This is a genomic window from Myxococcus sp. AB036A (assembly GCF_006547355.1).
GTDB classification, from domain to species: domain Bacteria; phylum Myxococcota; class Myxococcia; order Myxococcales; family Myxococcaceae; genus Myxococcus; species Myxococcus virescens.
On sequence record NZ_VHLC01000037.1, the window covers coordinates 59,555 to 72,765 of the forward strand.

12 protein-coding genes and 1 tRNA gene are annotated in these 13,211 nt (G+C 68.1%); 7 read left to right on the forward strand and 6 right to left on the reverse strand.

The window, feature by feature from the left end:
- Positions 1 to 19: 19 nt before the first annotated feature.
- Entirely contained in the window at positions 20 to 835 is an 816-nt protein-coding gene (locus FL344_RS17170) for a chemotaxis protein CheW (RefSeq protein WP_141592110.1), read from the reverse strand.
- A 50-nt stretch (positions 836 to 885) separates the two neighbouring features.
- Between FL344_RS17170 and FL344_RS17175 the strand changes: the two genes are divergently transcribed.
- Complete coding sequence (locus tag FL344_RS17175) at positions 886 to 2,259, forward strand: diguanylate cyclase (protein WP_141252812.1); 1,374 nt, start codon at positions 886 to 888, stop codon at positions 2,257 to 2,259.
- A gap of 3 nt (positions 2,260 to 2,262) precedes the next feature.
- On the opposite strand, the gene encC is transcribed toward FL344_RS17175, so the two are convergent.
- Positions 2,263 to 2,655, reverse strand: coding sequence for an encapsulin nanocompartment cargo protein EncC (gene encC, locus FL344_RS17180; RefSeq protein ID WP_020478352.1), 393 nt, complete (start codon positions 2,653 to 2,655; stop codon positions 2,263 to 2,265).
- A gap of 149 nt (positions 2,656 to 2,804) precedes the next feature.
- Between encC and sinK the strand changes: the two genes are divergently transcribed.
- Both sinK and sinM read left to right on the forward strand, forming a co-directional pair.
- Positions 2,805 to 4,322 carry a hybrid histidine protein kinase/response regulator SinK gene (sinK, locus tag FL344_RS17185; protein WP_153881176.1) on the forward strand — a complete coding sequence of 506 codons (1,518 nt, stop codon included), beginning with the start codon at positions 2,805 to 2,807 and terminating at the stop codon, positions 4,320 to 4,322.
- Positions 4,319 to 5,422 carry a signal integration modulator SinM gene (gene sinM, locus FL344_RS17190; protein WP_141619287.1) on the forward strand — a complete coding sequence of 368 codons (1,104 nt, stop codon included), beginning with the start codon at positions 4,319 to 4,321 and terminating at the stop codon, positions 5,420 to 5,422. Before sinK ends, sinM begins: the two co-directional genes overlap by 4 nt.
- A 121-nt stretch (positions 5,423 to 5,543) precedes the next feature.
- On the opposite strand, the gene groL is transcribed toward sinM, so the two are convergent.
- Both groL and FL344_RS17200 read right to left on the reverse strand, forming a co-directional pair.
- Positions 5,544 to 7,187: a chaperonin GroEL gene (gene groL / locus FL344_RS17195; RefSeq protein WP_141592107.1), complete on the reverse strand. Its 1,644-nt coding sequence runs from the start codon at positions 7,185 to 7,187 to the stop codon at positions 5,544 to 5,546.
- Between the two features lie 168 nt (positions 7,188 to 7,355).
- Positions 7,356 to 7,712 carry a response regulator gene (locus FL344_RS17200; RefSeq protein ID WP_002639463.1) on the reverse strand — a complete coding sequence of 119 codons (357 nt, stop codon included), beginning with the start codon at positions 7,710 to 7,712 and terminating at the stop codon, positions 7,356 to 7,358.
- Positions 7,713 to 7,804: 92 nt separating this feature from the next.
- Here FL344_RS17200 and FL344_RS17205 point away from each other — a divergent pair, with 92 nt between their 5' ends.
- A complete protein-coding gene (locus tag FL344_RS17205) occupies positions 7,805 to 8,875 on the forward strand; it encodes a metallopeptidase family protein (RefSeq protein ID WP_194863139.1) in 1,071 nt (356 codons plus the stop codon).
- On the opposite strand, the gene FL344_RS17210 is transcribed toward FL344_RS17205, so the two are convergent.
- The gene (locus FL344_RS17210) at positions 8,829 to 9,806 is read right to left on the reverse strand and encodes an NAD-dependent epimerase/dehydratase family protein (protein WP_141619289.1); all 978 of its coding nucleotides are present in this window, start codon (positions 9,804 to 9,806) and stop codon (positions 8,829 to 8,831) included. The genes FL344_RS17205 and FL344_RS17210 overlap by 47 nt on opposite strands.
- A 46-nt stretch (positions 9,807 to 9,852) precedes the next feature.
- Between FL344_RS17210 and FL344_RS17215 the strand changes: the two genes are divergently transcribed.
- Positions 9,853 to 10,551 carry a TetR/AcrR family transcriptional regulator gene (locus tag FL344_RS17215; protein ID WP_141619290.1) on the forward strand — a complete coding sequence of 233 codons (699 nt, stop codon included), beginning with the start codon at positions 9,853 to 9,855 and terminating at the stop codon, positions 10,549 to 10,551.
- A 51-nt stretch (positions 10,552 to 10,602) separates the two neighbouring features.
- Positions 10,603 to 10,701 (forward strand) — tRNA-Sec (locus FL344_RS17220).
- Positions 10,702 to 11,195: 494 nt separating this feature from the next.
- Here the strand turns inward: FL344_RS17220 and FL344_RS17225 are convergent.
- Positions 11,196 to 11,537, reverse strand: coding sequence for a hypothetical protein (locus FL344_RS17225; protein WP_141619291.1), 342 nt, complete (start codon positions 11,535 to 11,537; stop codon positions 11,196 to 11,198).
- Between the two features lie 619 nt (positions 11,538 to 12,156).
- Here FL344_RS17225 and FL344_RS39130 point away from each other — a divergent pair.
- Positions 12,157 to 12,903, forward strand: coding sequence for a hypothetical protein (locus tag FL344_RS39130; protein ID WP_228565125.1), 747 nt, complete (start codon positions 12,157 to 12,159; stop codon positions 12,901 to 12,903).
- The last annotated feature ends 308 nt before the right edge of the window (positions 12,904 to 13,211 follow it).

The window sequence follows — 13,211 nt, forward strand, 5'->3', positions numbered from 1 at the left end:
GAGTTGCCCTCTGGGACGATCAAGAAAACATGCGTTGCAGGTCCAGGAACGCCACAGGCTCGCTCAACCCGGGAGCACGGAAGCTCCCCGCGGTGTCGTCCGGCTCGAATCGTTGCATGACGCCGAGCACCCGCGTGGCCGTCAGCCCCACGTTCCGCCCGGCCAGCTCCGTGAGGACGATGAAGGACTCCGGGATGGGCGCTTCCCCCAACAACGCGGGGACCGAGCAGACAGGCCACAGCACCTGATCATGCGGAAAAATACCGGCCACCGGTCCACTCGGCACGGGCAGGACGCAGAAGGCCTCTCCCCGGCTGATGACCTGCGACACCAGACCCAGGGGGACTCCGAACAGTCGACTCTGAGACTCGAAGACGAGCGCGCGGTCCGGAGCCGCCTCCGCCCAGTGCACGGGCCGGGCGGCAACCGCCGGCGACATCGACCCCACGCGGTGCGGCAGCGCCTCCGCGATGAGCTCCAGGTACAGCCGCGACTTGTGCAACACGGCGCCCCGGCTCAGCGGCGCCAGCGAGTCCGCCAGTCCCGGTGGCAGCAGGAAGAACGGCGCGCGGGCCACGTCCGCCACCTCCACCACGGAGCGCACGCGCACCGCCAGGGTGGGACTCACGTCGAGCACCACCACCATGCCCGGGCCTTCCTCGGGCGGCCCGCCCAGCAGCGCGCAGAGGTCCTTCACCTCCAGCACACCCCGCAGGCTGCTGCCGTTGGCGCCCGGCATCGCTACTTCCATGACAGACGTCGCTTCCACGGCGTAACGGGTTTCCCCGGCCTCAACGAGAAGGCAGAGCCGACGGCCGCTTTCGAAGGGGGACACGGGGGCCGACCCTAGCAGCCTTCCATCGGTTGGTGCTAAGCCGATGGGAGATGGCGCGAATCCTCCTCGTCGACGACGAAAAGATCGCCCGCACCCTGTACGGCGACTACCTCACCGCCGTGGGACACGCCGTCACGGCGGTGGGCACGCTACAAGAGGCAAAGGAAGCACTCGCGGGCGACCGCTTCGACGCGGTGGTGACGGACCTCATCCTCCCCGGTGGCGACGGCATGGAGGTCCTGCGGCACGTGCGGGAACACCACCCGGGCGTGGAGGTGGTGGTCATCACCGGCCTGGAAAAGGTGGACCCCGCGGTGCGCGCCATCAAGAGCGGCGCCGCGGAGTACCTCGTCAAGCCGGTGGCCCCGGAGGCCCTGCAGCACGCCGTGCGCCGCGCGCTCACCACGCGCGACCTGATGCAGGAGAACGCGTCGCTGCGCCGCCATGTCGCCATGCTGGAGGCGGGGCAACGCATCGCCACCACCCTGGACCGCGAGAAGCTGGCCGCGGCCACCGCCAGCGCGCTGCAGAGCATGGCCTCCGCCAGCGCCGTGGTCCTGCTGGAGCGCGACTCCGCCTTCGCGCTGCGGCGCCATGGCACCAGCGGCCTGTCCACCGCACTGGAAGAGCCGCTCATCGCCGAGCTCATCGAACGCCTGACGAACGAACGCGGGCCGCGCGAGCTGGACGGCCTGGACGCGCCCTTCCCTCGCGCCGTTTCCTTTCCCGCGCTGGAGGGCGACGCCGTGCTGGGACACGCGGTGCTCTTCTTCGGCGGCACGGGCGCGGAGTGGGCGGGCGAGACGGCCAGCTTCCTGGTGCGCAACTGGGCGCTCGCGCTGCGCAACCTCGGCCGCTTCGCCGCGGTGGAGGACCTGGCGTACGTCGACGACCTCACGCGCCTGTTCAACACCCGCTACCTGCACCTGGTGGTGGACCGCGAGGTCCAGGACGCGCTCCAGTCACAGCGCACCTTCAGCCTGCTGTTCCTGGACCTGGACCACTTCAAGTCCATCAACGACACCCATGGCCACCTCGTGGGCTCCAAGGTGCTGGTGGAGGCGGCGCGCGTGGTGAAGGGCTGCGTGAGAGACCACGACGTCGTCGCGCGCTACGGCGGAGACGAATACGTGGTGGTGCTGCGCAACACCGACTCCGGCGGCGCGCTCAAGGTGGCCGAGCGCATCCGGCGCACCATGGAGACGCACAACTTCCTGGCGCGCGAAGGCCTGTCGCTCAAGCTCACCACGTGTATCGGCGTGGCCAGCTTCCCCGAGCACGCCCAGGACAAGGCCACGCTGTTGGACCTGTCGGACCGGGCCATGTACCGCGGCAAGCGGGGCTCGCGGAACGTCGTCTACATGGCGGCGAAGGACCTGGAGGCCCCACCGGCCGAGCGCCGGCAGGCCCACTCCGCGTCCTGACGGCTACCGGCGCAGGCTGCCCACGGTGAGGCGCTTCTCCGGGGTGACGTCCGCCGGAGACGGCGCCGCGCCCTCCTTGCCCACGGCCTCCACGGCCTCGTGCGACGCGCCGGAGGTGATGAGCCGGTACTTCTCCACGGCCTCCTTCGCGTGCGCGGCCTGCTCTGGATCCAACCGGGCGATGAGCTCCCAGAAGAGGGCGGCGTGCTCGCGCTCCTCGTCCATGACGTGCTGGAGGATGGCCTTGGCGTCCTCGTTGTCCGTCGCGTCGATATGGGCCGCGTAGAGGTTGATGGCGTCCAGCTCCGCCTCGATGTTGAGACGGATGGAGCGGGCCAGCTCGGTGTCCGTCATCTTGCGGGGGACCAGCGAGTGGAACGGGTTGGTCTGCGGCATGAAGGCCCTCCCGAGGCCGGTGTCGCGATATCCGGATTTCCGGACGGTGCGATGAGAACGCGGCCAGCATCCGCGCCGGCACGGTCCGGGTCAACGGATTCCCTCCAGGTGCGTTGCGTACAAGCGGTTGCCTCCGCCATGCTCGTCACATGGAAACACCCGTGCCGCTCGCCCAACTGCTCCAGGCCGTGGAGGCAGGGGACCTGACGGCCGCGCGAACAGCGGCGGCGGCACTGCAACGTGCGGGAGCACAGACCTCACAGCTGGCGGCGGAGGTGCTGCACGAGCTGCGACAACCGCTGCTCGGCGTGAAGGCCTACGCCCAACTGCTCGCGGAGGACGGCGCCGCCCCCGGGCCCCTGCGCCTGCTGCTGGCCCAGGTGGAGCGGATGGAGCAGATCGTCTCCGACTTCATCCGCCTGTCGAGCGAGCGTCCGGCGTCCCAACAGCGCCTCTCCCTGGCGGCCCCCATCTGGGCGGCGGCGAAGCACTTCAGCATCAACCCGGACTCCTCGCGCATCTCCCTGGAGGTGGAGGCTCCGGAGGACATCACCATCCAGGGCAACGCGCGCCTCATCGAGCAGCTCACCCTGAACCTGCTCAACAACGCGCGCGACGCCATGGCGGGGCGCGGCCGGGTGAAGGTGGTGCTCACGATGGAGGGCCCCTCCCCTGCCCTCTACGTGGCGGACTGGGGTCCGGGCATCCCCGAGGAGCTGCGAGCGCGCATCTTCGAGCCCTACATCACCGCCAACAAGCGAGGCACTGGACTGGGCTTGTCGGTGTGCCAGCGCATCGCCCGCGAGCACCACGCGCGCCTCGAGCTGGCCCCGCAGGGCGTCATTCGCGACGTCCCGCCCCCGGCCACCGTGTTCCGCGTGCTCTTCCCCGCGACGGACGCGCCGCCCACGCAGAAGCACCGGGTCCTGGTGGTGGATGACGAAATCATCATCCGCATGGTCTTCCGCGACCTGATGGGCAAGGAGTGCGAGATCATCGAAGCGGCAAGCGGCGAGGAGGCCCTGGACCTGCTGCAACAGGCGCCGGTGGACCTCATCGTCACCGACAAGAACCTGCCCGGCATGTCCGGCCTGGAGCTGGCGCAACAGGCGCGGCGGCTGCACACGGACTCGCGCGTCATCCTGATGACGGGCTACCCGTCGCTGGTGACGACACAGCAGGCGCTGGAGCTGGGCGTGGTGGACTACCTGCTCAAGCCCTTCGACGACATCCGCGAGGTGCGCGCCCTGCTGCGCTCCACGCTGGCCCGGAAGCCCGTCCCCGCGCCGCTGGAGACGAACCCCGCGATGCGCCGGGTGGACGTGCTGGAGGACAACCCGGCGGCGGCGGCGCAAATCACCCACGCCCTGTCCCTGGTGGGACTGGAGGCGCGCATCCTGACGACGACGGAGCTGGCCGCGCTGGAGCCGCCCGCGGGCGTGGTGGTGAGCTGGGACTTCACGCCCGCCTACGGACGCAAGGCGCTGGAGCTGGGCAAGGCGCTGGCCCAGGGCGCGCCCTTCGTGGTGCTGGCCGAGCACCTCACCATGGAGACGGCGCTGGAGTCCCTGCGTGCGGGCGCCGCCGCGTGCCTTCCCAAGCTGATGTCCGACGCGTCGGCGCTCAGCCGAGAGTTGAACCGCGCATTCAAACGAGAGGCCCCATGAGACTCGCGCTCCTGTCCGTCCTGCTGCTGGGTGTTGCTTGCTCCTCCGACAAGCCTCCGATGCAGGACGGGCCGGACGCGGGCCGTGGCGACGCGGGCACCCGGCCAGACGACGCGGGCACCGGGACAGACGATGCGGGCACCGGCGACGCGGGTTGCGAGCCACTGGCCTCGGGTCCGGGTACCCCACTGCTCACCGGGTTGAACACGCCCCGCAGACTCGCGGCGGACGAAACGGACCTCTACATCGCCGAGTCCCATTCCCTGAATCCGCAGCAGCCCCAGCCGGGCCCCGGGCGGCTCCTCCGGCTGCCACGCGCGGGCGGTGACGCGGTGCCGGTGGCCACGGGCTTCCGGGCGCCGGATGCCATCGCCGTGGTGGCGGACTCCGTCTACGTGCTCGACCTGGACGGGCTGTGGCGGGTGGACAAGGCGACGGGCGCGAAGGACGCACGGCCGCTCGATGCCACGGTGAACAACGTCACCATTGGCGGCACGGACGTCCTGCCCGCGCGGATGGGAGACCGGGACGTGGTGGTCATCGCGACGTCGCACCGTCGGCTGGTGCGCGTGGACGCCTCGGGCGGCAACCGCCAGGAGCTCTACGCCGGCACGGGCTACACGCAGGTGCGGGGAGCCCGCGTGGTGGGCCAGGACGTGTGGTTCCTGGTCGCCGCGGGAGAGAGCCCCGGCCTCTACAGCGTGCCGCTGGACGGCAGTGCCCCAGCCACGCTGCGCGACGGCACCATCACCGCCGGCACCTCGTTGGAAGTCACGCCCACGCACTTCCTCGTCACCGAAGGAGGCGGCGGAAACGGCCGCGTGCTGCGCCTGCCGCGCGAGGGCGGCGCGGCGGAAGTCGTGGCCACGGGACTCCAGGGGCCCGCCTTCCCGGTGGAGCTGAATGGGACGCTCTACTTCAAGGACGTCAGCACCGGCGGCACGGGCTTCCTCCGCCGCGTGAGCACCTGCACGCCCGGCGCCCTGGAGCCCGTGGGCCCAGAGGGCGTGGGGCCCGGTGGCCTGCTGGTGGACGGCGACACCCTGCTCTACACGTCGCAGGAGAGCGGCACCGGCGGCGTCGTGGGCCGCGTGCCCTGAGCGCCAGGCAGTCCCCGCTGGAACGACAACGGCCCCGGCGCCTCCTGACGAGGCATCCGGGGCCGCTGACTGCCGAGGCCCAGACGGCCCGGGACTCACGTCCCGAGCCCTCCGGAGCGGCTCAGTAGTCCATGTCGTCGCCGCCGTAGTCCGGCATGCCGGCGCCAGCGCCGCCGCCCTTGGCCTTGCCCTTCGGGCGCTCGGCGACCATGGCCTCGGTGGTCAGCAGCAGGGACGCCACGGAGGCGGCGTTCTGCAGCGCGGTGCGCTCCACCTTCGTCGGGTCGATGACGCCGGCCTTCTCCAGGTCCTCGTAGACCTCCGTGCGGGCGTTGTAGCCGAACGCGCCGGTGCCCTCGCGGACCTTGTTGATGACCACGGCGCCCTCGACGCCGGCGTTGCTGGCAATCTTCCGCAGCGGCTCCTGGAGCGCACGGCGGATGATGGCCACGCCGAAGTCCTGCTCACCGCCCGGCTTCAGCTTCTCCAGCGCGGGCAGCGCGCGGAGGTAGGCCACGCCGCCGCCAGGGACGATGCCCTCTTCGACGGCCGCGCGGGTCGCGTGCAGCGCGTCCTCGACGCGGGCCTTCTTCTCCTTCATCTCCGTCTCGGTGGCCGCGCCGACGTTGATGACGGCCACGCCGCCCACCAGCTTCGCCAGACGCTCCTGGAGCTTCTCGCGGTCGTAGTCGCTGGTGACGGAATCAATCTGCGTGCGGATGAGCTTGATGCGACCCTCGATGGCCGCCTTCGTGCCCACGCCGTCCACGATGGTGGTGTTGTCCTTGTCCACCGTGGCGCGCTTGGAGCGGCCCAGGTCGGTCAGCGACAGCGTCTCGAACTTGTGGCCCAGGTCCTCGCTGACCACCGTGCCGCCGGTGAGGACGGCGATGTCCTGCAGCATCTCCTTGCGGCGGTCACCAAAGCCGGGGGCCTTCACCGCGCACACGTTCAGCACGCCGCGGATCTTGTTGACCACCAGGGTGGCCAGGGCCTCGCCCTCGATGTCGTCGGCGATGATGAGCAGCGGCTTGCCGGAGCGGGCCACCTGCTCGAGCAGCGGAATCATGTCCTGCATCGACGAGACCTTCTTCTCGCTGATGAGGATGTAGGGGTCGTCCAGGACGGCCTCCATCCGCTCGCGGTTGGTCACGAAGTACGGGGACACGTAGCCGCGGTCGAACTGCATGCCCTCGACCACGTCGAGCGTCGTCTCGAGGCCCTTCGCCTCCTCGACGGTGATGACGCCCTCCTTGCCTACCTTCTCCATCGCGTCCGCGATGATGGCGCCGATGGTCTCATCGCCGTTGGCGGAGATGGTCCCCACCTGGGTGATGGCCTTCTTGTCGGCGGTGGGCTTGGACAGGCTCTTCAGCTCGCCCACGACGACCTCGACGGCCTTGTCGATGCCGCGCTTGAGGTCCATCGGGCTGTGGCCGGCGGCCACCAGCTTGAGGCCCTCCTCATAGATGGCGCGCGCCAGCACCGTGGCGGTGGTGGTGCCGTCGCCGGCCTTGTCGGAGGTCTTGGACGCGACCTCCTTCACCATCTGCGCGCCCATGTTCTCGAACTTGTTCTCGAGGTCGATCTCCTTGGCGACGGTGACGCCGTCCTTGGTGATCGTGGGGGAGCCGAAGCTCTTCTCGATGACCACGTTACGGCCCTTGGGGCCGAGGGTCACCGCGACCGCGTCCGACAGGGTGCGGACGCCGCGCAGGATGGCCTCACGCGCGGACTGATGGAAGAAAATCTCCTTCGCTGCCATCGCAACCTCCTGAATTCACTGGGGGATTTTACTGATACGACACGGGCCGTTAGCACTCGGCCATGGCGAGCGCCAACATAAGGGCCGCCCGAACGATGTCAACCAGGAAGGGTGGGCGTGTAGGCGAGCGGACGGCCCGAGGCACCCTGCCGGGAGGGGCGGCGTGGGCTATTGCGCGAAGCGGACCAGGGTGAGCAGTTGGCCCATGTCCAGGGGCTTGTGGAGCGTCAGGGCCACGCCCTTGCGCAGGCCGCGGTCCGTCACCGAGCCGTCCTCGCTGCCCGTCATCAGCAGCACCGGGACGCTCTGGAAGCGGGGGTCCGCCTTGAGCATCTCCGTGAACTGGATGCCGTCCATATGGGGCATCACGTAGTCGGTGATGACCATGCTGACCTGGTTGCGTTCCAGCACGTCGAGCGCCTGGAGCGCGTCGGACGCCGAGTAGACCGTGAACCCATGCATCTCCAAGAAGCGAGAGAGCATCGTGCAGAGTTCGAGATCGTCGTCGACGACAAGGATGTTCACGGGACTGAGCGCCGCACCAGGACGGGCCAAGGAACGTAGCAGCCGTGCGCGGCGTTGACAACGAAGTGCGCGGCTTCATATGTCGCGGCCCCATGGGGATGCGGACGTCGAAGCGAACGGGGGTGAGCGGGATGGAGGCGCTGGACGCGGCAGCAGAGGCCTTCGAGACGGGCGACTTCGAGGCGGCCCTGGCCGCCGCCGACCGCAGCCTGGCCCAGGCCCCGGACTCGGTGGACGCCCTGCACCTGCGCGCCGCCGCCCTGGTGGAGCTGGGCCGCCTGGAGGAAGCCGGCCGGGCCTTCGGCGCCGCGCTGAGGGTATCCCCGGACGACCTGGAGGTGCTCCTGGGCACCGTGGACTGCCTCATCTGCCGCGCGGGCGAGGACCGGGAGGCCGTGGAGGAAGGCCTGGGCTTCTGCGCGAAGGGCAAGCGCCTGGCGCAGAAGGCCGGCGACGTGGAGCTGCTCTACGAGTTCCTCCTCCTGGAGGGCATGGGCCTGAACCAGGTAGGCGAGTGCCGCGCGGCTCTGGCGAGCCTGGACGCGGCGCTGGGGCACATGCCGCACTCGGTGGACGCGCAGTTGGAGCGGGGCATCGCCCTGTTCGAGCTGTGCCGCTTCGACGACGCGAAGGGCGCCTTCGACAAGGTGCTGAAGGACACGCCCGACGAGGCCTGGGCCCACCAGTACCTGGGGCTGATGGCGGAGCGCCGGGGCGACGAGAAGGAGGCCCAGCGCCGCTTCGCCAAGGCCCAGGCGCTGGTGCCGACGGAGTTCTTCCCGCCGGTGGAGCTGGGCGAGGCCGAGTTCGACCGCGCGGTGGAGGCCGCGGTGCAGTCCCTGCCCGGCCACGCGAAGCAGTACCTGGACAACGTCACCATCGCGGTGGAGGACCTGCCGGCGGATGAGGATCTGCTGGGTGAGGACCCTCCCCTGTCACCAAGCATCCTCGGGGTGTTCCGCGGCCTGGCGGTGGGCGAGCGCAGCGTGACGAACGCGTTCGACCACGTCCCCGCATCCATCGTGCTGTACCAGAAGAACCTGGAGCGCTTCGCCCGCACCCGCGAGGAGCTCATCGAGCAGATTGGCATCACCGTCATGCACGAGGTCGGTCACCTCATGGGACTGGATGAGGATGACCTGTGGCAACGGGGGCTGGACTGAGCGCCGCGAGCGTCTGGCGGATGCCGTCGCGGTACGGCGTCTTCCGGATGTCGCCGAGCAGCGCCCGCAGCGCCGAGTCGTCCATGATGACGGGCGAGGTGTGCAGGTAGTGCATCTCCCCCAGCTCGCGCATGAACGGGCTGAAGAGGCCGATGAGGCGCACCATCCCCGGCCCCAGCACCGAGTACTTCGCGGGGTGGCCGGCCTGGGCGTAGATGTCCTCCACCAGGGCCGCCTGGGAGGTGACGCCCGCGCCCCCGAGGTTCCAGAAGCGGCCGTAGGCGCCCGGATGGTCCATGAGCGCGGTTACCGTGGGCCCCACGTCGGGCACGTAGACGAACTCATGGGGCGTGTCGATGGGGCCGATGAGCTGGGCGCGCTTGCCCTGTGAGGCCGCGACGAAGGCGCGGTGGAGGAAGCTGTTCTCCACGCCCGGGCCGTAGAAGTCCGGGAGGCGGAGGATGGTGACTTGGATGGAGCCCGCCTTGTCCGCCGCGAGCAGCAGGTCCTCCTGAGCCTTGCGCAAGCGGCCCTTGTTCGTGTGCGGCACGCGGGGGTGGGACTCGTTGACGACGTCCGTGCGCGGCCGGCCATAGGGGTACACGCTGGCGATGAAGACGATGCGCTCCACGCCCTCGGCGATGGCGGCGTCGAGCGTACGCTTCATCAGCACGGGGTGGAGGTGGAACTGCCAATAGGGCACGCCGACCAGATAGACGAGCGTCTGGACGCCCCGGGCCGCGGCCTGGATGGAGGCGATGTCGTCGGGATTCCAGGTGACGAGCTCCGCCTGCGGGTCCGCCCCGAACTCCCGCTGGAGTCCCTCCCGGGAGCGCCCCACCACGCGGTAGCCCCGCCCCTGCCCCCGCAGCGCCTGCGCGATGCTGTGTCCGACGACGCCCGTGGCGCCGAACAACGCGACCGTGCCCATGTCCTGCTCCCTTTTCCGAACGGCGAGTGGTTTGTGAACACCGTTCATGAACGCCGTTCATCTACAGCTGGGCGTTCAGTGGGTCAAGGCCTACACTGGGAGCATGGGGATTGCGGAGCGGAAGGAGCGACAGCGAGCGGAGCTGCGCGAGCAGATTCTGCGAGTCGCCCGGGACATCGTGGTGAAGGAGGGCTTCCCTGCCCTCTCGATGCGCAAGCTGGCGGACGCGGTGGAGTACGCGCCGGCGACGCTCTACCTCCACTTCGAGAACCGGGAGGCCATCGCGAAGGAGCTGTGCGTGCGCGGCTTCCAGGACCTGCTGGCCATGCTGGAGCCCGCGGCCCAGGTGGAGGACCCGCTGGAGCGACTGCCCAAGCTGGCGGAGGCCTACGTTCGATTTGGCATGGAGCACCCGGAGACGTACCGGCTGATCTTCATGGAGGACGCGAAGCTCTCCACGGCGTTGTTTGGGGACCATCCGGAGGGCGCGGGGCCGAGGTCCTTCAGGGTCCTGGTGCAGGTGTTCGTGGACTTGGTGGCGGCCGGGAGGCTGGAGGAAGGCACGAAGCCAGAGCAACTCGCGGAGGTGCTGTGGGCGGGGGTGCACGGCATCGTGAGCTTGAGGCTCACATGTACGGGGTTCCCGGGCACGCCCGCGGAGGAGCTGACGCAGGTGCTGGTGACGACGCTCGTGAAGGGCTTGCCGGGGTTGAAGGCGGAACGGGCGCAGAAGAAGGCACGGTGAGCCCGTGGCCCTGGGTTGACGGGGTCCGGAGGGTCCGGCGTAATCGCAAACGGTAGGGCCTCCGGACCTGGTGGCCGGCCCGGTCTTCAAAACCGGTGAGGGGCGCCGAGAGGCGTCCCTGGCGAGTTCGATTCCCGTGCCCTACCGCCACCTTTTTCCCTCAGATTCCGGGCAGTTGCGGCGGTTCGCGGCGAGGCCCGAAGCGTTCGGACGGGTACGCAGGCGTTCAGTCGGTTACGTCCCGGGGAAGCGCCAACGCACAGCGGCACGGTGTTCTCGCGAACTCTCGCTCTTGCCCAGCCCCCATCCCGAAACCGCGCTGTAGGTGCACATGGGCGCTCCGCCCCCACACCAAAGGTGACTGGCCGCCCAGACGGTGCTCACGTACCTGATGGCTTCTCGAAGACCCTGCGCCCCTGGCCCTTGGGGCTGCCCACAACCAGCATATAGGCTGTTGAGATCGAGCAGCCACCCCACCAGTCCGCCCAGCAACCCGGCAACGAACAACCCGCCGAGCACCACTTGCTGCAAGATGTGCGGCTCGGGAAGCAAGCCGTGCGGCGACTTCTGCATCAACACCTCGTAACCTCGTACAACTGAAGCCGCGCGGCGGCGCCTGCTGAGGTGCAGTCCCCCCCTGTCTGTCAGAGCACCACATGCGCCACGCTCGCGTTGCCCTCGCCGTTACCTCCGTCGTGCTCGCCCTTCAGGTGTGGGCAGGCGAGGGGCGCCCCGACTTCTACATGGTGTTCAAGGAGTGCAAAGCCCTTGGCGTGGCGGCCCGTCTCGGTGAGCCAAGCACCACAGAGGCGCAGGAGTACTCCCTCGGGTGCTGGCGAAGCGGTAGGAAGGTTTCCTGTCTCTTCATGGGCGATGGAGAGCAGAAACAGATCCACTACACCGTGGACGCCGACATCCCGCCCCTCCTGATTCTCGTGCAGGGCCAGAATGCCGGTGACTTCATCTCCATCAATACGTCGCGGCACTCAGCGTCCAGCATGACTCGCATGTTAATGGACGATGGCGGCCTCGTGGCGAAGGTGTGCTCCGGCGTTTACGCGACAGCCGATGAAGTGACGGCGATGCGCGCCGCCGAGGCAAAGCCGCAGCCTTCTCCTGCGCCGCTTCGAACAGCCCCAGCGGCAACCCCCACGTTCGAGCCTGAGTCCGCCTCCGAGCCAGCGCGGAGTTGCTGCAAGGTGTGCACAACTGGTTGCCCGTGCGGGGACTCCTGCATTTCTTGCAGCAAGACGTGCAGGAAAGGCCCCGGCTGCGCGTGCTGAGGCGCGCACACGAACGGTAGCCAATGCCGCGGCCCGTGCGTGAAAGGGGCTGCTGAGCAGCATCCTCCACGAGTTCGATGGGCGTATCCTCGCTCGTCCGACCGTCGCCGACATGGTTGCAAAGCACCACTTGCGCTGGACATGCGGAGCAACAAGCGGCCCAGTACCGGAAGCAGGTCATATCGCATGTTCGATTCGTGATACTTGAACTGCCCGACTTCTACTTCGTCCACCGGAATGATGTTGCGCGCGACACCCCTGAAACCCATGCCCCGAAGCAGCGCGTGGTCCTTGGCGCGACATGTTTCCAGCCTAAATAGCCATGCCAAACAAAAACGCTACTCCCCCAAAAATCCGCATCGATAACGACGTAATGTTAAAGCAAATGCGAGCTCTCCTTGCCGTGACCACCGACCCACGTGATCGTGCATCGATTCAGGCCTGGATCGAGAGGCGGACCAGCGAACTGAGTCCGCCCGAGGTCATCAATGTCGCAGCCCTCCCCGAACACCTGCGGCATCTAGTTAAGGTGCCTTGCAACGACCCGGTAGCCAGTGAAGAAACCCAGCACCTCGTTGCTGCTCGCCGCAATGAATCGACACAACAGCCCCCAACCCTTCCTCTAGTTGCTGACGTCGCGCAGTCCGAATCACGGCCGTCGTTTTCGTTCAGCAAGGTCTCCTACGAGGCGCTGAACGCGCGGCAAAAAGAGAACTACAACTACCAGAAGCTAGCTGGCGTCCTCGCTGAGTACGGGTTCGTAACGACACGGCTTTCAGACGACTGGAACGGGGCTGACTTCCTCGCCCTGCACGTCGGTGGAGACACTCTCAAGATTCAGTTAAAGGCCAGATTCACTCTGGACAAGAAGTACGAAGGAAAGGAACTGTGGTTGGCGTTCCCAGTTGATGGAAATTGGTACGTATGCCCCTACGATGAACTGCTGGATCAGGCGCTTGCAAGGACCCCCATTGGTGACTCCGAGGATTGGCTCGTAAAAGGCAGGTATTCGTCGGAAACAATCCCCACCGGTCTCCGATCGTTTTTGAATAATTACCGTATCTCTTAATCCTACAGTTGCAGTTTGTGTCTGGCGCCACGTGCTCGGTAGTGGCAGCGCATGGCGACGGATTGATGGTGCCGTCGCCACCGACTCCACAAGAGGACATCGGTAACTGGCGGGAGCGTGCGCCGCCAGAGGGCCAGCAGCAGGCGCCGAATCTCCTGGACGGAGTAGCGGACGAGGACTGTCAGTGAAGGCCCTGCCGGACGAGAAACGCCCGCATGGGGTTTCTTCGCGACGGCAGGCCGAGCGCTTTTGGGGGCAGTCCCTCCTTGGGTGCGAGATTGGCCATGGCCCGCGCATTGGCCAGGAAG